Origin of the sequence: Mycobacterium sp. RTGN6 (assembly GCF_033804605.1) — a bacterium.
Lineage (GTDB): Bacteria > Actinomycetota > Actinomycetes > Mycobacteriales > Mycobacteriaceae > Mycobacterium.
In genome coordinates, this window is record NZ_JAPZKZ010000009.1 from 117,483 (window position 1) to 135,025 (window position 17,543).

At 67.1% G+C, this 17,543-nt stretch carries 19 protein-coding genes; 15 read left to right on the forward strand and 4 right to left on the reverse strand.

Features of this window, described 5'->3' with window-relative positions; all coding sequences use genetic code 11:
• Nucleotides 1-9 precede the first annotated feature (9 nt).
• A complete protein-coding gene (locus SLQ33_RS22155) occupies nucleotides 10-735 on the reverse strand; it encodes an IclR family transcriptional regulator (RefSeq protein ID WP_319456035.1) in 726 nt (241 codons plus the stop codon).
• Between the two features lie 119 nt (nucleotides 736-854).
• Here SLQ33_RS22155 and SLQ33_RS22160 point away from each other — a divergent pair, with 119 nt between their 5' ends.
• The 8 genes from SLQ33_RS22160 to SLQ33_RS22195 are packed head-to-tail and all read left to right on the forward strand — an operon-like array spanning nucleotide 855 to nucleotide 9,747.
• Nucleotides 855-1,718, forward strand: a complete 864-nt coding sequence (locus SLQ33_RS22160) for an alpha/beta hydrolase (RefSeq protein WP_319456036.1) — start codon at nucleotides 855-857, stop codon at nucleotides 1,716-1,718.
• A 1-nt stretch (nucleotide 1,719) separates the two neighbouring features.
• Nucleotides 1,720-3,408: a bifunctional 3-(3-hydroxy-phenyl)propionate/3-hydroxycinnamic acid hydroxylase gene (locus SLQ33_RS22165; protein WP_319456037.1), complete on the forward strand. Its 1,689-nt coding sequence runs from the start codon at nucleotides 1,720-1,722 to the stop codon at nucleotides 3,406-3,408.
• On the forward strand, nucleotides 3,356-4,273 hold the full coding sequence (locus SLQ33_RS22170; RefSeq protein ID WP_319456242.1) for a 3-carboxyethylcatechol 2,3-dioxygenase: 918 nt from the start codon (nucleotides 3,356-3,358) through the stop codon (nucleotides 4,271-4,273). Before SLQ33_RS22165 ends, SLQ33_RS22170 begins: the two co-directional genes overlap by 53 nt.
• The gene (locus SLQ33_RS22175) at nucleotides 4,270-6,030 is read left to right on the forward strand and encodes an FAD-binding protein (RefSeq protein WP_319456038.1); all 1,761 of its coding nucleotides are present in this window, start codon (nucleotides 4,270-4,272) and stop codon (nucleotides 6,028-6,030) included. Before SLQ33_RS22170 ends, SLQ33_RS22175 begins: the two co-directional genes overlap by 4 nt.
• A 2-nt stretch (nucleotides 6,031-6,032) precedes the next feature.
• Complete coding sequence (locus SLQ33_RS22180; protein WP_319456039.1) at nucleotides 6,033-7,355, forward strand: LLM class flavin-dependent oxidoreductase; 1,323 nt, start codon at nucleotides 6,033-6,035, stop codon at nucleotides 7,353-7,355.
• Nucleotides 7,356-7,359: 4 nt separating this feature from the next.
• Entirely contained in the window at nucleotides 7,360-8,187 is an 828-nt protein-coding gene (locus SLQ33_RS22185; RefSeq protein ID WP_319456040.1) for a coniferyl-alcohol dehydrogenase, read from the forward strand.
• Complete coding sequence (locus SLQ33_RS22190) at nucleotides 8,184-9,167, forward strand: cyclase family protein (protein WP_413467704.1); 984 nt, start codon at nucleotides 8,184-8,186, stop codon at nucleotides 9,165-9,167. Before SLQ33_RS22185 ends, SLQ33_RS22190 begins: the two co-directional genes overlap by 4 nt.
• 7 nt (nucleotides 9,168-9,174) lie before the next feature.
• Nucleotides 9,175-9,747 carry an NADPH-dependent FMN reductase gene (locus SLQ33_RS22195; protein WP_319456042.1) on the forward strand — a complete coding sequence of 191 codons (573 nt, stop codon included), beginning with the start codon at nucleotides 9,175-9,177 and terminating at the stop codon, nucleotides 9,745-9,747.
• Nucleotides 9,748-9,750: 3 nt separating this feature from the next.
• Here the strand turns inward: SLQ33_RS22195 and SLQ33_RS22200 are convergent, their stop codons facing one another.
• The gene (locus SLQ33_RS22200) at nucleotides 9,751-10,476 is read right to left on the reverse strand and encodes an alpha/beta fold hydrolase (RefSeq protein ID WP_319456243.1); all 726 of its coding nucleotides are present in this window, start codon (nucleotides 10,474-10,476) and stop codon (nucleotides 9,751-9,753) included.
• Nucleotides 10,476-11,231 carry an SDR family oxidoreductase gene (locus SLQ33_RS22205; protein WP_319456043.1) on the reverse strand — a complete coding sequence of 252 codons (756 nt, stop codon included), beginning with the start codon at nucleotides 11,229-11,231 and terminating at the stop codon, nucleotides 10,476-10,478. The genes SLQ33_RS22200 and SLQ33_RS22205 overlap by 1 nt, the downstream gene beginning before the upstream one ends.
• A 125-nt stretch (nucleotides 11,232-11,356) precedes the next feature.
• On the opposite strand from SLQ33_RS22205, the gene SLQ33_RS22210 reads away from it, so the two are divergent.
• Both SLQ33_RS22210 and SLQ33_RS22215 read left to right on the forward strand, forming a co-directional pair.
• On the forward strand, nucleotides 11,357-12,187 hold the full coding sequence (locus SLQ33_RS22210) for an alpha/beta hydrolase (RefSeq protein WP_319456044.1): 831 nt from the start codon (nucleotides 11,357-11,359) through the stop codon (nucleotides 12,185-12,187).
• Nucleotides 12,184-13,008 (forward strand): SDR family oxidoreductase, encoded by an 825-nt coding sequence (locus SLQ33_RS22215; RefSeq protein ID WP_319456045.1) that lies wholly within the window; start codon nucleotides 12,184-12,186, stop codon nucleotides 13,006-13,008. Before SLQ33_RS22210 ends, SLQ33_RS22215 begins: the two co-directional genes overlap by 4 nt.
• A 7-nt stretch (nucleotides 13,009-13,015) precedes the next feature.
• Here the strand turns inward: SLQ33_RS22215 and SLQ33_RS22220 are convergent, their stop codons facing one another.
• A complete protein-coding gene (locus SLQ33_RS22220; RefSeq protein ID WP_319456046.1) occupies nucleotides 13,016-13,495 on the reverse strand; it encodes a helix-turn-helix domain-containing protein in 480 nt (159 codons plus the stop codon).
• Between the two features lie 96 nt (nucleotides 13,496-13,591).
• Here SLQ33_RS22220 and SLQ33_RS22225 point away from each other — a divergent pair, with 96 nt between their 5' ends.
• From SLQ33_RS22225 to SLQ33_RS22245, 5 genes are all read left to right on the forward strand, one after another.
• The gene (locus tag SLQ33_RS22225; protein WP_319456047.1) at nucleotides 13,592-14,071 is read left to right on the forward strand and encodes a tautomerase family protein; all 480 of its coding nucleotides are present in this window, start codon (nucleotides 13,592-13,594) and stop codon (nucleotides 14,069-14,071) included.
• An 83-nt stretch (nucleotides 14,072-14,154) separates the two neighbouring features.
• Complete coding sequence (locus tag SLQ33_RS22230; RefSeq protein WP_319456048.1) at nucleotides 14,155-14,826, forward strand: TetR/AcrR family transcriptional regulator; 672 nt, start codon at nucleotides 14,155-14,157, stop codon at nucleotides 14,824-14,826.
• Nucleotides 14,823-15,017: a ferredoxin gene (locus tag SLQ33_RS22235; protein WP_319456049.1), complete on the forward strand. Its 195-nt coding sequence runs from the start codon at nucleotides 14,823-14,825 to the stop codon at nucleotides 15,015-15,017. The genes SLQ33_RS22230 and SLQ33_RS22235 overlap by 4 nt, the downstream gene beginning before the upstream one ends.
• A 10-nt stretch (nucleotides 15,018-15,027) precedes the next feature.
• Nucleotides 15,028-16,263: a cytochrome P450 gene (locus SLQ33_RS22240; RefSeq protein ID WP_319456050.1), complete on the forward strand. Its 1,236-nt coding sequence runs from the start codon at nucleotides 15,028-15,030 to the stop codon at nucleotides 16,261-16,263.
• Nucleotides 16,264-16,313: 50 nt separating this feature from the next.
• Nucleotides 16,314-17,495, forward strand: coding sequence for an amidohydrolase family protein (locus SLQ33_RS22245; RefSeq protein WP_319456051.1), 1,182 nt, complete (start codon nucleotides 16,314-16,316; stop codon nucleotides 17,493-17,495).
• Nucleotides 17,496-17,543: the final 48 nt, after the last annotated feature.

Below are 17,543 nucleotides of genomic sequence, written 5' to 3' on the forward strand. Positions count from 1 at the left end.
TCCCTTTCGCTAGCCGAGTATGTCGGACAGCCGCTTGGCCGCCGTGATGACCGCGTCGCGGCCGTCGAGCAGCACGTCCTTGCGGTGTGAGATGAGGTTGATGCACGTGGGGGGTGACGGCGGCCTGCGGCGCACCGGCACCGCCAACCCATAGGTATCGGGCTCGACCTCGCCGTGCGTCATGACCCAGCCCTGCTCACGCGTGAGCGGAACCAGGTCCCGCTCACCGGGGCGCGGCGGCATGCTGGCCAGCAGGGCGATACCCGCCGAACCGCGCTCGAGCGGGTACCGGCTGCCCTCGTGGAACGACAGTTGGTAGAAGACCAGCGTCGGCACGATCACCGCGATGGCCACCTGCTGATCGCCCTCGGCGACGAGCAGGGAGACGGTGGCGCCGAGGTCGTCGGCGAGTGTGCGCAGGGTCGGCACGCTCAGTGCCCTCAGGTTGTTGTCGAACGACGCGCCGAGCACGGCCAAGGCGGCCGCCGGGCGGTACTTGCCGTCCTCGCCCTTCACGACGAACCGGTGCTGCGCGAGCGTGCCGAGGAGTCGGTAGGCGATGGTGCGGTGCACACCGATGTGGTCGGCCACCTGCTGCGCGGTGATCCCCGTCGGCGAGCTCGCGACGGCCTGCAGCGCCGTCAACCCCCTGGCCAGCGTCTGCGAGCCAGCCGACAGCCGCTCGACAGGCTCCGCGCCGCGGCCCGAGCCGGCGCCGTCCTTGACAGACGTCATCGTGAGAGCGATGCTCTATACATAGTGCACATTAGTGTGCGATATTAGCACACATCGATTGCACTTCAAGAGAATGAGATTTCCATCACCGGATACTCACTACCTCAGGAGGGGGCTTGATGCAGGAGCACGAGAGCGTCTGGAGTGACCTCCAGGGCGTCCCGTTCTCGCAGGGCTACCTCGACGCAGGGGGGGTGCGCACCCGCTACCTGCATGCGGGGGATACCGCGAACCCGACGCTGGTGCTGCTGCACGGGTCGGGGGGTCATGCCGAGGCATACGTCCGCAATCTCGAGTCCCACGCCGAGCACTTCTCGACCTGGTCGATCGACATGCTCGGCCACGGCTACACCGACAAGCCGGGCCATCCACTCGAGGTCGCCCACTACGTCGACCACCTGCTCGCCGTCTTCGACGCCATCGGTGCGCAGCGGGTGCTGTTGTCCGGCGAGTCGCTCGGCGGCTGGGTCGCCTCCAAGGCCGCCGCCGTGCACCCGGATCGCATCGAGCGCCTCGTGCTCAACACCGCGGGCGGCTCCCAGGCCGACCCGGAGGTGATGAAGCGGATCATCACGCTGTCGATGGCCGCGGTCGAGGATCCCACCTGGGAGACGGTGCAATCGCGGATCAAGTGGCTGATGGCCGACAAGTCCAAGGACTACGACGACATCGTCGCCAGCCGCCAGCGCATCTACCGCCAGCCGGGCTTCGTGGCGGCCATGCGCGACATCATGGCGCTGCAAGATCCGCAGATCCGGGCCCGCAACCTCATGTCGCCCGCCGACTACGGTGCGATCGCCGCGCCCACCCTGGTGCTGTGGACCAGCGACGACCCGACCGCCGACGTGAGCGAGGGCCGACGGATCTCCGAGATGATTCCCGGCGCTCGCTTCGAGGTGATGGAAGGCTGCGGACACTGGCCGCAGTACGAGGACGCCAAGACGTTCAACGCCCTGCACGTCGACTTCCTGCTGGGGCGCTGACGTGGAGATTGAGCTGGACGTCCTGATCGTCGGTGCGGGCCCTGTCGGGCTGACACTGGCGAACATCCTTGGCGCGCAAGGTGTTCGGACGCTGGTGGTCGACGAGCGTGAAACGCTCATCGACTACCCGCGCGGCGTCGGGCTCGACGACGAGGCACTGCGTGCGTTCCAGTCCATCGGACTCGTCGACCACGTGCTGCCCCACACCGTGCCCAACCAGATCCTGCGCTTCTTCGACGGCAATCGGCGCCTGCTCGCCGAAATGGCGCCGCCCGACGCGCGTTTCGGCTGGCCCAAGCGCAACGGCTTCGTCCAACCGATGGTCGACGCGGAACTGCTGCGCGGGCTGGAGCGCTTCGACTGCGTCGAGGTGCGCTGGAGCAGCCGCATGGAATCGTGCGCCGAGCACGCCGACGGCGTCAGCGTCGACGTCGTCGGGCCGTCCGGTGCCGAATCCATCGGTGCCCGCTACGTCGTGGGCTGCGACGGCGGCCGCAGCGCCACCCGTCGCCTGATGGGCGTGACCTTCGAGGGCACCACCTCGCCGACGCGCTGGCTGGTCATCGACGTCGCGACCGATCCGCTGGGACACCCCAACAGCGAAGTCGGCGCGGACCCTGCCCGGCCGTATGCGTCGATCTCGATCGCGCATGGAATTCGCCGGTTCGAGTTCATGATTCACGCCGACGAGACCGACGAGCAGGTCGAGCGGCCGGAGTTCATCGCCCGCATGCTGGCTCCGTTCGTGCCCCATCCCGACCGCGTCGACGTCATCCGTCACCGCGTCTACACCCACCACTCCCGGATCGCGGGCGCGTTCCGCAAGGGCCGCATGTTCCTCGCAGGCGACGCCGCTCACCTGATGCCGGTGTGGCAGGGCCAGGGCTACAACAGCGGCATCCGCGACTCGGCCAACCTCGGGTGGAAGCTCGCTGCGGTGGCCACCGGCAAGGCCGGCGACGGGCTGCTGGACACCTACGACGCCGAGCGGCGCAAGCACGCCAGGGCGATGATCGACCTGTCCACCATGGTTGGGCGCGTCATCTCACCGACCAACCGCAGGGTAGCTGCCTTGCGCGACAGGGTGATTCGCGGCGCTTCCGTCGTTCCGACGCTCAAGCGCTACATCCTGGAGATGCGCTTCAAGCCGATGCCGCGCTACGAACAGGGTGCGATCGCCCATGTCGAACCGCGCAGCGCCACCTCGCCGACGGGCACGCTGTTCATCCAGCCTCGCGTCGACACCCGGGAGGCACAGAACGTCCTGTTGGACGACGTCATCGGTCCCGGCTTCGCGGTGCTGAGTTGGAACAACAACCCCCGCCTGCTGCTGGGTGACGTCGCCTTCGCACGGTGGAAGGCGTTGGGGGCGAGCTTCATCGCCGCCCGCCCGTCGACACAGCTGCACTGGACGGGTCACGACGACCCGGAGGTCGTCATCGTTGGCGACCGGACCGGTGCACTCAAGGCGTGGTTCGACGGCCACGCCGAATCCGTGCTCTTCCTCCGGCCGGACCGGTGCATTGCCGGTGCGAGCATCGCCCAGCTCGCACCCGAACTGAGTGAGGCGTTGTTCGAGGTGCTCTGCATAGCGAAGGGAGGCAATGAATCCCATGAGTTCGATAGCCCTGTGCTGCATGTCGCACAGCCCGCTGCTAAATCTTCCGGGACCGTCACGGGAGCTTCTTGACGACATCGACGCGGCACTGGCCGGCGCACGCGACTTCGCGCGCGCCTTCGATCCGGAACTCGTCGTCATCTTCTCCCCGGACCACTACAACGGATTCTTCTACCGCACCATGCCGCCCTTCTGCATCGGAACCGCCGCGCAGGGCGTCGGCGACTACGGCTCGCATCGCGGACCGCTGAACGTGCCCGCCGACCTGGCCACCGCCTGCGCCCAGTCCGTCATGAATGCGGGCGTCGACGTCGCACTCTCGGCGAGCATGGACGTCGACCACGGCACCGTCCAACCGTTGCAGACGCTCTTCGGCGACCTCACGGAAATCCCGGTGATCCCGATCTTCATCAACTCGGTGGCCACTCCGCTCGGCCCCATCCGGCGGGCAAGGGCGCTCGGCGCCGCCGTCGGCGACTTCCTTGCGACGCTGAGCAAGCGGGTGCTGATCGTGGGATCCGGTGGGCTGTCGCACGATCCGCCCGTGCCGACGTTGGCCACTGCGCCCGCAGCGGCGTTGGGTCGCATCGTGCACGGCGAACCCATGACGACGGAGCAACGCGCTGCGCGGCAGACGGCGGTGATCGAGGCCGCAGAGCACTTCGCGCACGGCGAGGGGCCGCTGCGTCCGCTGAATCCGGACTGGGACCACGCCCTGCTCGAGCTCATCGACACCAACCGAGTCGCTGAGGTCGACGCGTGGTCGAACAAGTGGATCGCCGCCGAGGGTGGTAACTCGGCCCACGAGATCCGCACCTGGGTGGCGGCCTTTGCCGCGCTGGCAACGCAGGGCGCCTACGAGACCGGCACGCGGTACTACCGGGCTGCGCCGGAACTGATCGCCGGCTTCGCGGTGAGGACGGCGGTGCTCTCGTGACCGACAACGGCTTCGATCATGAGGTCGACGTGCTCGTCGTCGGGTCCGGCGGCGGCGGCATGACCGCAGCGCTGAAGGCCGACGCCGCAGGCCTCGACACATTGGTCGTCGAGAAGTCCGCTCAGTTCGGCGGTTCGACCGCGCTGTCCGGCGGAGGGATCTGGGTGCCCGGCGCACCGTCACAGCGCCGGGCCGGGTACACGCCGCCGCCCGACGGCGTCTTCGAGTACCTCAAGCGCATCACCGGTGGCCTGGTCAGCGATGCCCGGCTGCGCACGTACGTCGACGAGGCGCCGGAGATGATGGAGTTCCTCGAGAAGTCCAGTCCCTGGTTCGAATTCGTCTGGAAGCCGGGTTACGCCGACTACTACCCCGAACTGCCGGGCGGCTCCGAGCAGGGCAGCACCATCAACGTGCCAGCGATCGACCTGCGCAAGCTCGGTGACGAGGAGCGCAACCTGCTGACCCCGTTGGCGCTCGCGCCGAGGGGAATCTGGTTCGCGCCCAAGGATCTCCGGCTCTTCTACCAGGTACGGCAGAACTGGCGCGGCAAGGCCGTCCTGGTGAAACTCATCTGGCGGATGTTCCGTGCCCGCGTCTTCGGCGATCGGATGGCGGCCATCGGTCAGTCGTTGATGGCGCGGATGCGGCTGGCGCTGCGAGACCACGGCATCCCGCTGTGGCTGTCCGCGCCCATGACCGAGTTGCTCACCGACGTCGACGGAAACGTCATCGGCGCCGTCGTCGAACGAGACGGTGCCCCTACGCGTATCGGCGCGCGCCGCGGTGTCGTGCTCGCCACCGGAGGCTTCGATCACGACGTGGCCTGGCGCCGCGAGCACCTGCCCGAGCTCGAGAAGGATTGGAGCTTCGGCAATCCCGCTGCCACGGGCGACGGTATCCGGGCGGGTGAGAAGGTGGGTGCCTCCACCGACCTGCTCGACGAGGCGTGGTGGTTCCCCGCGATGTGCTGGCCCGACGGGCGGTTGCAGTTCATGCTCAACGAACGCATGATGCCGTCGCAGTTCGTGGTCAACGGCGCAGGCAAACGCTTCATCAACGAGGCGGCGCCGTACATGGACTTCGCGCACGCCATGATCGACGGCCAGCGCACCGGCGTCACCCACATTCCGTGCTGGCTGGTGACCGACATCCAGTCGTTCCATCGCTACGTGGTGGGCGGACACCTACCCATTCCGAAGATCCCCTTCGCGCCGGTTCCGACCGGCTGGAAGGTGCCCAAGGCGTGGCTGGACTCCGGGATCGTCAAGGAAGGCGCGACCTTCGAAGAACTCGGGATCAAGATAGACGTCCCGCCTGCCCAGCTGCGCCAGACCGCGGACCGCTTCAACGAGCTTGCCCGCAACGGGCACGACGACGACTTCAACCGCGGCGACAGCGCCTACGACAACTACTACGGCGACCCGACGCTGCCGAACCCGAACCTGCATCCGCTCGGCGCGGGGCCGTACTACGCGTTTCAGCTCATCCTCGGCGACCTGGGCACCTCGGGCGGGTTGCGCACCGACGAGCACGCCAGGGTGCTGCGTGACGACGACTCGGTGATCGGTGGCCTCTACGCGACGGGGAATGTCACCGCCGCCGTCATGGGCCGCAGCTACGCGGGCGCGGGCGCCACCATCGGACCCGCCATGACCTTCGGCTACGTCGCCGCCAAGCACCTTGCCGAAATCAGTGCAACCAACCAGACCAACAGCCCCACTACCGATTCCACGCTCAACACCCATCGGAGGTAAAGATGAAGATTTCCCTGTTCTACGAGTTCGCGCTGCCGCGGCCGTGGTCCGACGACGACGAGCACGAGCTCTTCCAGGACGGGCTCAAGGAGGTCGAACTCGCCGACAAGGCCGGCTTCTCCACGGTCTGGCTGACCGAGCACCACTTCCTCGAGGAGTACTGTCACTCGACCGCACCGGAGATGTTCCTGGCCGCGGCGAGCCAGCGCACCAAGGACATTCGGCTCGGGTTCGGCATCATGCACCTCCCGCCCGCCGTCAACCACCCAGCCCGTGTCGCCGAACGCATCTCGACACTCGACCTGCTATCCAATGGGCGCGTCGAGTTCGGCACCGGTGAGTCGTCGTCGGTCGGCGAGCTCGGTGGGTTCAACATCGACCCGGCCGACAAGCGCGCCCAGTGGGAGGAGGCGCTCGAGGTCGCCATCCGGTGCATGATCGAGGAGCCGTTCACCGGCTTCAAGGGTCAGCACATCGAGATGCCAGCCCGCAACGTGATCCCCAAGCCGTTGCAGCGCCCGCACCCGCCGGTCTGGGTGGCCTGCACCCGGCCGTCGTCGGTGCAGATGGCGGCCCAGAAGGCCATCGGTGCACTGAGTTTCGCCTACACCGGGCCCGGTCCGCTGAAGGATCGCGTGAACGGCTACTACACCGAACTCGAGGAGAAGGGGTCGCCCGTCACTCCCGTGATGAACCCCAACATCCTGGCCATCGGCGGCGACCTGTCGATGATGGTCGCCAAGACCGACGACGAGGCGGTCAAGCGGCTCGGTCTCGGCGGCGGGTTCTTCTCGTTCGGGATCATGCACTACTACATGACCGGCATGCACACGCCGGGCCGCACCGGCGTCTGGCAGCGCTACCTCGACGAGGTCGACGCCGACCCGACGCTGGCCTACGGTCCCGGCCGCGGCGCGATCGGCTCGCCGGACACCGTGCGCGAGTTCCTACGCGGTTACGAGGAGAGCGGTGTCGACGAGATCATCCTGCTGCTCAACCCGCGCAGCCACGAGGGCACGATGGAGTCCATCGAGTTGATGGGCAAGCACGTGCTGCCCGAGTTCATCGAACGCGACGAGAAGGCCGTCGCCGCCAAGAACAAGCGGCTCGAACCCGTCTTGGAGAAGCTCGAGAAGCGCCGCGAGGCGTCGCTGGCGCCGGAGTTCGACGAGAACTACTCGTTCGGCGGGCTGCCTACCGGCCAGGGTGGAAAATTCACCTCGAGCGAGATTCCCGAGGCGATGGCCGAGATCAACGAGGGCCGGGTGCAGGCCGCACAGTTGGAGAAGGAGCAGCGCGAGGCGGCGGAGAAGGCCGGAGCGTAATCCGGTGAGTCAGTTCGCCGAACTGCTCGACTACGCCGGTCGCCGCGTCGTGGTGACCGGGTGTGCATCGGGTATCGGTGCGGCACTCGTCGGCCAGCTGACTGGCCTCGGCGCCGAGGTGGTCGGGCTCGACGTGCGGCGACCGGCGTTCGAGCTCTACGACTTTCACCCGGTCGACCTGTCCGATCCGGCGTCCATCGACTCCGCGGTCGGCTCGATCGACGGCCAGGTCGACGCGCTGTTCAACGTGGCCGGAGTGTCGTCCGGCATCGGCGACCCGCTGTTGGTCGTGAAGATCGACTTCCTCGGCACGCGCCAGCTGACCGAGTCATTGGCCCCACGCATGCCCTCCGGGGCGGCGATCGCCAGCGTGTCGTCGCTGGCGGCCTCAAACTACGAGGCGAACGTCGCCGAGGTGGCCGGACTGCTCGCCACCCGTACCTTCGACGACGGCGTCAGATGGTGCGGGGAGCATCCCGACGCGCTGGCCGACGGGGGCTACCGGCTGGCCAAGGAAGCGATCATCCTGTACGGCATGAAGAGTGCCGTGCCACTGGGGGCGCGCGGAATCCGGATCAACTGCACGGGACCGGGCGTCACCGAGACGCCGATCCTCGACCAGCTGAGGACCAAGTACGGGCAGGCCTACCTCGACGACATCCCAAAACCCCTTGGGCGGGTGTCCAATCCCGATGAACAGGCCGCCGTGCTGGTGTTCCTCAACAGCCCGGCAGCCGGTTACATCACCGGTCAGGTGGTCTGGGTCGACGGTGGCAACATCGCGAGCCGGCTCGCCGCCACCATGGAAGGAGCCTCATCGTGGCCAGCATGAACGACTTTCGGCGCGTCGCCGACGACGTCCGAAACTGGGGTCGCTGGGGTGACGACGACGAACTCGGCACGCTGAACTTCATCACCGCCGAGAAGGTGGCTCAGGCAGCGAGTCTGGTCAAGCACGGCAAGGTCTTTCCGCTCGGCGTCGACTTCGGCTCGTCCGGACCGCAGGGCGCGTTCCACTACCGGCAGAATCCGATCCACGTGATGACGGTCGACGGCGGGGACGCCAACACGCTGCTGGAGTACGGCCCGAAGTGGCTGCAGAACCCGACGGCGGTTCAGCTGAGCGGGTACTCCGAAGCCGGACCGATGCGCTTCAACGACGATCTGATCATCATGCCTCTGCAGGCCGCGACGCAATGGGATGCGCTCTCCCACGTGTACTACGAGGAGAAGCTCTACAACGGGTTCCCGGCGAGTTCGGTGACCAGCCTCGGTGCGATCCATTGCGGGATCGACAAGGTGGGCGTCAAGGGCATCACCTCGCGCGGCGTGCTGCTCGACTTGGTGAAGCTGCGTGGTGTCGAGACCTACTGCGACGACGTCGCCGAGCCGATCACGCCTTCCGAACTTGATGCGGCGGCCAAGGCGCAGGGCGTCACCGTCACTCCCGGTGACATCGTGCTGATCCGAACGGGTTGGTGGGCACGGTTTCTCGAGACCGGCGACGGCGCCGAACCCGGCGCAGGGCTGGACTGGACGTGCGCGTCGTGGCTGCACGACCACCAGGTCGCGGCGGTGGCCGCAGACAACCTCATGGTCGAGAATCCGGTGTCAGGGGTGGACGGCACGATCCTGCCGATGCACATGCTGTGCCTGCGCGACATGGGCATGATGTTCGGTGAGTACTGGAACCTCACCGGGCTGGCCGAGGACTGCGCCGCCGATGGCAGCTATGAATTCCAGCTCGTGGCCCCACCGTTGAGCGTCACTGGCGGCGTCGGATCTCCACTCAACCCCATCGCGATCAAGTGAGCCCACTGTGACTGCTACCAAGACCCAACCCTTCATCGTCGGCGTCGGCGGCACCCTGCGGTCCAACTCGTCGACCGAACGCGCCCTGCGGCACTGCCTTTCGGCCGTCGAGCGCCAAGGCGGGCGCACGGCGCTGTTCTGTGGCGACGACATCGACCTGCCGATGTACAACCCGCACGAGGCCGATCGCACTGAGAAGGCGTCGGCGTTGGTCGCGGCGTTGCGGGACGCCGATGCCGTCGTGGTCGGCTCGCCCGGCTACCACGGCGGGGTGTCCGGCCTGGTGAAGAACGCGTTGGACTACATCGAGGATCTGCGTGGCGATTCGCGTGTGTACCTGGACAACACGCCATGGGGCTGCATCAGCTGCGCGTACGGATGGCAGGCGGCAGTGGGCACCCTCGGACAGTTGCGTGTCATCGGGCACGCGCTGCGCGCGTGGCCGACACCCCTTGGCGTGGCGATCAACTCGGCCGACCCGGTGTGGGACGAGACGGGGCAGTTGGTGGATGGCACCGTCTCGGGTCAGCTCGACATGCTCGCCACTCAGTTGCTCGCGGGTGCCGTGCGGGTGGCGTAGGGCTCAGGCGCCGACCCCGTCCGCGCGATCCGTGTGCTCTTGGACGAGCCGAGGGTAGCGGCCGCGGTCGGGGCGGAAGATGTCGTGCGGTGAGTCGTGAAACTCGACAAGGTGAGCGTGCGGGAATAGCCCCGCGTACCGCGCCCAATCTTCTTCGCGGACAAGGATGCTGTCGCCGCTACGTACGACGAGCAGCGGAAGTCCAAGCCCGGCAAGCTCATCCCAGAACGACCGTTTGTGAGCCGCCTGGAAGGTCTTGGTCCCGGCGTCGACGTCGATGCGCTCGCTCACGGGGGTTCCGCGCCAACGGCCGCTGAGCAGGCGGCGCGAGATGTCGGTCGTCAGGACCTTTTCCTCGGGGACGTAGTCGCCGATCGCGAGCGATCGAACGCGGTTGGGGTTGGCGAGCGCCCACGCGATTGCAGCAGACGTGCCGCGGCTGAACGTCACCACGTGGACCGGCCCATCGGTCACTGCGTCGACGACGGCGCCGACGTCTGTACTCAACGTCGCGAGGTCGTACCCGCTGGCCGGGCTGCTGCTTCGTCCGTGGCCCCTGACCTCGACGACTACCGTCCGACGCCCGAAGAGTGGCAGCACTTCGACGTAGTCGTCGGCGATGTCGGTCATGCCGGGCACGAAGACGATCGGCGCGCCGCGATCGTCACCACCCGAGTCGAGGTAGTGAATGCGGGCGTCGCCGTTGTGGACGTAGCGCGAGGTCGCCATCACGCGCCGAGCATCATCAACCCGCCGTCGACGGCCAGCAGTTGGCCCGTGATGAAGTGCGACCCGTCGCCGGCCAGGAACACCAGCAGTGGCCCGACGTCGTGTACGGGGTCGCCGAGTTTGCCGCCGATGGGGATGGTCAGCTGCATCTGCTGTTCGATGAGCGGCGCCAGATCGGGCCCGAGGAAGTCCCGAAGGCGTTGGGCACCAGGTGTTTCCACGGCAGGAGCGAGCGCGTTGACGGTGATACCCTGCGATGCCCAGCATTTGGCCGCCGACCGCGTCCACGATGCGACGGCGGACTTGGACGCCGCGTAAATCGCCGACATCGGGCTGCCCATGACACCTTCACTCGACCCGAAATTGATGATGCGCCCGCCACCGGTCTCGCCCATCACGGCGGCAGCCGCCTGGTTGGTCAGCACCGTCGAGGTGAAGTTGGTGTCCATCACGTGGCGTACGTCGTCGACGCCGATCTGGCCGGGCACGCCGGGGTGCCACAACCCGGCGGCGTGGACGAGCACGTCCAGTCCGTGCAGGGCCGCTACCGCGGAGCGGACCGTCTGGTCGACCGACGTCGGGTCGACGGCGTCGCACTGAAGCCAGGTGGTGTCGGAACGTTCCGGGGGAGGGGTGTGGTGAAACGTCGCCGCGACCCGGGCGCCGGCGGCGCTCAGCACCTGCACGGCGGCCGCTCCGATACCCGTCGCGCCGCCGGTGACCAGGACGCGCTTGCCGTTGAGTTGTGCGGTCATGTCCGAGACTGTACGGCCGCCCAGCTTCGTCGCCCGAGCGACGCTAGGAATTAAGCACTTTGGACAATCGGAGCAAATGGAGAGCGCGGTTCTCCGATTCCGAAAGTGCCAGTATCGTGCCTCACGTGGAGTTCGAGCGGAAGTCCGTCGTTGTCGACGGACTCGTCACCGGCTATCTGGCAGCGGGCGTCGGCGATCCCGTCGTGCTGCTGCACGGCGGCGAGTTCGGCGCGAGTGCAGACCTCGGGTGGGAGCGCACCATCGGCGCGCTGGCCGCGCACCACCGGGTGCTGGCCCCAGACATGTTGGGCTACGGGCACTCCGCGAAGGTCGTCGACTTCGTTGACGGAAGAGGCCTGCGCATCCGGCACGTCGCACACTTCTGCGAGGCGATGGGCGTCGACTCCGCGCACTTCGTCGGAAACTCGATGGGCGCCATCAACCTGCTCACCGACCTCGTGTCGGACGCGCCCGTACTGCCCGTCCGGACCCTCGCGCTGATCTGCGGTGGCGGCACGATCCAACGCAACGAACACGCGGAGGCGCTCTACGAATACGACGCCAGCGTCGAGGGCATGCGCCGCATCATCACCGCGCTGTTCTTCGACCCCGCCTATCCGGCGGACGACGACTACGTGCAGCGGCGGTACGCCTCGAGCACCGCCCCCGGGGCGTGGGAGGCGATCGCGGCGGCCAGGTTTCGGCGGCCAGGGCAGTCGCCGCCCGCGACACCGTCTGCCGAGCGTGCGTACCACCGCATCACGGTGCCGACGCTCGTAATCGAAGGGGGCGGCGACAAGTTGCTCCCCGCAGGCTGGGCGGCCGACATCGCGGGCCGTATCGCCGGTGCTCAGTCGGCGGTAGTGGATGCCGCAGGCCACTGCCCGCAACTCGAACAGCCCGAGGTCGTCAACGACCTGTTACTGCGCTTTCTCGAAGGGACGTCCACGTCATGAGTAATGAATTGGCAGGCAAGGTTGCGATCGTCACCGGCGGCGCGTCCGGCATCGGCCGGGGCGTCGTCGAGCGGTTCGCCGCCGAAGGGGCCAAGGTCGTGATCGCCGACGTGCAGGACGAGCTTGGCGAGAAACTGGCGGCGGACCTGGGTCCCGACGTGCACTTCCACCACACCGACGTCGGTGACCAGGAGCAGGTCGCCTCACTGGTCGACGCGGCAATCGAGCAGTTCGGTGGCCTGCACGTCATGGTCAACAACGCCGGACGGTCCAGTCCGTTGAAGAAGGGCCTGTTCGACGAGGACTTCGCCGAGTTCGACTCGGTTATGCGGGTGAACGTGCTCGGCGTGATGGCAGGTACCCGCGACGCCGCGCGGCACATGGCCGAGCACGGCGGAGGTTCGATCATCAACATGTCCTCGATTGGCGGGATCCTCGCCGGTGGCGGCGTCGCCAGCTATCGAGCCTCAAAGGCCGCGGTCATCCAGTTCACCAAGTCCGCGGCAATCGAGTTGGCGCAGTATGAGATACGGGTCAATTGCATTGCCCCGGGCAACATCCCGACGCCGCTGCTGCAATCCGCCGCCAGCGACGAGGACCGCGCTCGACTGGAGAAGTTCGAGGCGAGGATCCGCCAAACGATGCGGGACGACCGGCCTCTGAAGCGCGAGGGCACCCCCGGCGACGTCGCCGAGGCCGTGCTGTACTTCGCGACCGACCGGTCGCGTTACGTGACCGGCACCGTGTTGCCCGTCGACGGCGGCACCGTCGCGGGGAAGGTGCTGGCGCCGCGCAAGCCGACGCCGACGGCCGAAAAGTAGCGCGGCGCTAGCCCGTTCGCGCCGGATGGGCTCCCGGCCCTGGTACGGGTTGCGTGTCTCGCGCGCCAAGCTCGATGTGGTGATGGCTGCACCGAAGCACCAGCTCCGCTGGTTCGCCGCAATCGCGGTGCGTGATCGCGACCGGTGGTCCTGCAGGATCGGCCTCCCAGCGGTCACCCCACTGCATGAGCGCAACGATGGCGGGCAACAGGTCGAGTCCCTTGTCGGTGAGGCGGTACTCGTGGCGCTCCCGTTGGCTGGGCTCGCGATAGGGCACGCGCCGCATGACACCCGACTCGACGAGGGTGTTCAGCCGCTCGGTCAGTAGGTTCCGCGCGCAGCCCACCGAGGCCTGGAACTGCTCGAACCGTCGTGCGCCGTAGAAGGCCTCGCGCAAGACCAACAGCGTCCACTTCTCTCCGAGGATGTCGAGCGCCCGCTTGATCGAGCAATTGTCGGCGCTGTAGCTCAGCCGGTCGACGAACATGGCAATCACGCTATCAGAGTTTGACATTGCAACTCAGCTATATCTAGGCTGAGTTGTGAATCACAACGCATCATCCCACGGCGGAAGGTCCACGAAATGCCCATGCTCGATGCCTACATTCCCGACGGCGCGCTACCGGCCGACGTGGAGCGCGCGCTCCTCGGCACGCTCACCGATCTGCTGCTCCAGCACGAGGGGGCCGACCCACTAAACCCGGCGGCCCGGGCACTGGCGAAGGTCTGGCTACACCGGCCCACGGCGGTGCTGCACGCAGGCGAGCAGCCCGCGGCGCCGCACTATCGGGTGATTGCTTCGGTGCCCGAGGGGCAGTTCGACGACGAGCGCCGCGCCAGCATGGTCGCCGCGGTCACCGACGCGATACTGGCGGCCGAGGGCGGGCGCTATGACGCCGACCCGCTGCGTGTCTGGGTGTTCGCCAACGAGATCCCGGAGGGTACGTGGGGCGGCGGCGGACGGATTGCGCGGTTGGCCGACATTGCCGGCCTCGTGCTGGGTGACCCAGAGGCGGGCCGGGCCTACGCCGCGCGCCGCCTGGCCAGCCGGGCCGTCGGCTGAGCCGAACGTGAGTGACGGTGTGCCGACACCGCCATTTAAATCAATCGCTTGACTTAATTGGCCGCACGGCGTTGACTGTACCCGTGACCGCAGCCCGGCCATTGCGTACCGAACGCGCCAGCACCACGCGCGAGGCCATCCTGACCGCCGCCGAACGGCTCTACGCCGAGCACGGCGTCTATGCCGTGTCCAACCGGCAGGTCAGTGAGGCTGCGGGACAAGGGAACAACGCCGCCGTCGGCTACCACTTCGGCACCAAGACCGACCTCGTCCGGGCCATCGAGGAACGCCACCGCGCGCCGATCGAGGAGCACCGCGAGCGGCTGGTCGCCGACACCGACGCCGACACCGACATGCGCGGGTGGGTGTCCTGCCTGGTGCGCCCACTGACCGACCACCTCGCCGATCTCGGCAATCCCACCTGGTACGCGCGCTTCGCCGCCCAAGCCATGACCGACCCGGCTTACCACGGCTTCGTGGTCAAGGACGCGCTCAGTTCTCCGTCGCTCGTCCAGGTCGTCGACGGCATCAACCGATGCCTGCCCGACCTGCCGCTCGACGTCCGGTTCGACCGCAACATCATGGCCCGCAACCTGCTGATGCACAGCTGTGCGGACCGCGAGCGCGCGCTCGCCAAGGGGGCCGGCGTGGCGTCCCGCACGTCGTGGCAGGCCGCGGGTACCGGCCTGATCGACGCGATCGTTGGCATGTGGCTGGCGCCGGTGACCACCCGCGGCCACGGTGGCGCGCAGTGAAGGTGACCGTCAACCAGGACAAGTGCGTGTCGTCCGGAATGTGCGTGATGAACGCCGCCGACGTGTTCGACCAGAACGACGACGACGGCGTCGTCGTGCTGTTGAACGCCGAACCCGGTCCCGAGTACGCCGAAAACACCCGCAAGGCCGCGGCCGCGTGCCCCGCCCTGGCGATCCACCTCGAAGAATGACGGAGTACTGATGTCAGAAACGCTTGCCGCCGAGAAGGTTTCGGCCGACGTACCCGAGTACCCGATGGAGCGGTCCCCGCGCTGCCCGTTCTCCCCGCCACTGCAGATGCTCGAGATGGGCCAGTCCAAGCCGCTTTCGCGGGTGCGGATCTGGAATGGCAGCACGCCGTGGCTGATCACGGGTCACGAAGTGGCACGGGCGCTCTTTGCCGACTCGCGTGTCAGCGTCGACGACCGGATAGAGGGTTTCCCACACTGGAACGAGCACATGCTTTCCACGGTCGAGAAGCGACCGCGCTCGGTGTTTACCTCCGACGCCGAGGAGCACACGCGGTTCCGGCGGATGCTCTCGAAGCCGTTCACGTTCAAGCGCGTTGAGGGCTTGCGCACGACCATCCAGGAGGTGACCGACGAGAGCATCGACGCGATCCTGGCCGGCCCGCAGCCTGCCGACATCATCGCCAAGCTCGCACTGCCGGTCCCCACCAAGGTGATCAGTGACATGCTCGGCGTCCCCTACGAGGACCACGAGTTCTTCCAGGAGCACGCCAACGCTGGGCTGGCTCGCTTCGCGGCCGCGGATGCCATGCAAAAGGGCGCGATGAGCCTGCACCAGTACCTCATCGACCTAGTCGAAAAGAAGCAGGCCAACCCGGCCGAGGACGCGGTCTCCGATCTCGCCGAGCGGGTCACCGCTGGCGAGATCAGCGTGAAGGAAGCTGCGCAGCTGGGTACCGGATTGCTGATCGCCGGCCACGAAACCACGGCGAACATGATCGGCATCGGCGTGCTGGCCCTGCTCGAAAACCCCGAACAGGCTGCACTGCTCCGTGATTCGGACGATCCGAAGTTCATTGCGAACGCCGCCGAGGAACTGATGCGCTACCTGTCGATCATCCAGAACGGGCAGCGCCGTGTCGCTACCGAGGACATCGAGATCGGTGGCGAGACCATCCGCGCCGGCGAGGGCATCATCATCGACCTGGCACCCGCCAACTGGGACCCCGCTGCGTACCCAAATCCCGACAAGCTGGACTTCACCAGGGATGCGGGCCAGGAACTCGGCTTCGGCTACGGCCGCCATCAGTGTGTCGGGCAACAGCTCGCCCGCGCCGAACTTCAGATCGTGTTCCAGACGCTGCTGCGCCGTATCCCGACCTTGAAACTGGCGATCCCGTTCGACGAAGTCCCGTTCAAACACGACCGGCTCGCCTACGGCGTCTACGAACTTCCGGTGACTTGGTAGTCACCACCAGACCTACAGTCCTGCACCACAGCCCGATTGGAGTGCCACAGATGTCAACCCCAACCAAAGCCCAAGGCGCACTTGCGTATCCCCCCGAAGGGTGGGGCGCGCCCAAGGACCGCCAAGGGCACGCCCAAGGCACCGTCGTTGGACTTCCGGCAGGAACCGAGGTGTTCTCGGCCGACAACCACATCTCCGTCGCCGACGACATCTTCTTCGAACGCTTCCCCGACGACCTCAAGGGGCAGGCGCCCCGAATCTGGTACGAGGACGGCGCCTACATGGTCGGGGTGAACGGCCGGTCCTTCGTGGCGGGTGACTTCGGCCGCGTACTCATGCAGTACGACGACCTCGCTGGGGCCGCCACCAACAACATCGAGGCCCGCATTCGCGAGCTCGCCGAGGATGGCGTCCAGCGGGAGCTGGCCTTCCCCAACGCGGTCCTGGCCCTCTTCCACTACCCGGACAAGGCCCTGCGCGAACGGGTGTTCCGCATCTACAACGAATACATGGCCGAGCTGCAGGAGCGCAGCAACGGCCACTTCTACGGCGTCGGACTGATCAACTGGTGGGACGCCAAGGGCGCCCGGAGCACGTTGGCGGAGTTGAAGTCGCTCGGGCTCAAGACGTTCCTGCTGCCGCTGAACCCCGGCAAGGACGACGAGGGCAACATCTACGACTACGGCAGCGCGTCGATGGATGCGGTGTGGGACGAGATCGAGGAGGCCGGTCTGCCGGTCACCCACCACATCGGCGAGACGCCGCCGAAGACGCCCTGCGAGAACAACAGCGTCGTCGTCGGCATGATGATCAACGTCGACTCGTTCCGCGAACAGTTCGCCAAGTACGTCTTCTCCGGCATCCTCGACCGGCACCCGAAGTTGCGGATCGGCTGGTTCGAGGGCGGAATCGCTTGGGTACCAACGGCGCTGCAGGACGCCGAACACCTGTTTGCGTCCTACCGGCACATGTTCAACCACCAGTTGGAGCACGATGTCCGCTACTACTGGGACAACCACATGAGTGCGTCGTTCATGGTGGATCCGCTGGGCCTTCGGCTCATCGACCAGATCGGCGTCGACAGGGTGATGTGGTCCTCGGACTACCCGCACAACGAGAGCACCTTCGGCTACTCCGAGAAGTCGCTGGCGTCCGTCGTCGAGGCGGTCGGACCCGAGGACGCGGTCAAGATCGTCAGCACCAACATCAAGAAGTTCCTGGGTATCTCGTGACCGCGACATTCGCAGCGGGGTCGTCGCTGCTCGACATCCCCGACCTCC

What these genes read in the sequence shown, in the direction of transcription:
- SLQ33_RS22155 (WP_319456035.1), bottom strand. Translation starts at nt 735, where the DNA reads ATGACGTCTGTCAAGGACGGCGCCGGCTCGGGCCGCGGCGCGGAGCCT.
- SLQ33_RS22245 (WP_319456051.1), top strand. Translation starts at nt 16,314, where the DNA reads ATGTCAACCCCAACCAAAGCCCAAGGCGCACTTGCGTATCCCCCCGAA.
- SLQ33_RS22225 (WP_319456047.1), top strand. Translation starts at nt 13,592, where the DNA reads ATGCCCATGCTCGATGCCTACATTCCCGACGGCGCGCTACCGGCCGAC.
- SLQ33_RS22220 (WP_319456046.1), bottom strand. Translation starts at nt 13,495, where the DNA reads ATGTTCGTCGACCGGCTGAGCTACAGCGCCGACAATTGCTCGATCAAG.
- SLQ33_RS22180 (WP_319456039.1), top strand. Translation starts at nt 6,033, where the DNA reads ATGAAGATTTCCCTGTTCTACGAGTTCGCGCTGCCGCGGCCGTGGTCC.
- SLQ33_RS22215 (WP_319456045.1), top strand. Translation starts at nt 12,184, where the DNA reads ATGAGTAATGAATTGGCAGGCAAGGTTGCGATCGTCACCGGCGGCGCG.
- SLQ33_RS22190 (WP_413467704.1), top strand. Translation starts at nt 8,184, where the DNA reads ATGAACGACTTTCGGCGCGTCGCCGACGACGTCCGAAACTGGGGTCGC.
- SLQ33_RS22240 (WP_319456050.1), top strand. Translation starts at nt 15,028, where the DNA reads ATGTCAGAAACGCTTGCCGCCGAGAAGGTTTCGGCCGACGTACCCGAG.
- SLQ33_RS22170 (WP_319456242.1), top strand. Translation starts at nt 3,356, where the DNA reads ATGTCGCACAGCCCGCTGCTAAATCTTCCGGGACCGTCACGGGAGCTT.
- SLQ33_RS22200 (WP_319456243.1), bottom strand. Translation starts at nt 10,476, where the DNA reads ATGGCGACCTCGCGCTACGTCCACAACGGCGACGCCCGCATTCACTAC.
- SLQ33_RS22205 (WP_319456043.1), bottom strand. Translation starts at nt 11,231, where the DNA reads ATGACCGCACAACTCAACGGCAAGCGCGTCCTGGTCACCGGCGGCGCG.
- SLQ33_RS22160 (WP_319456036.1), top strand. Translation starts at nt 855, where the DNA reads ATGCAGGAGCACGAGAGCGTCTGGAGTGACCTCCAGGGCGTCCCGTTC.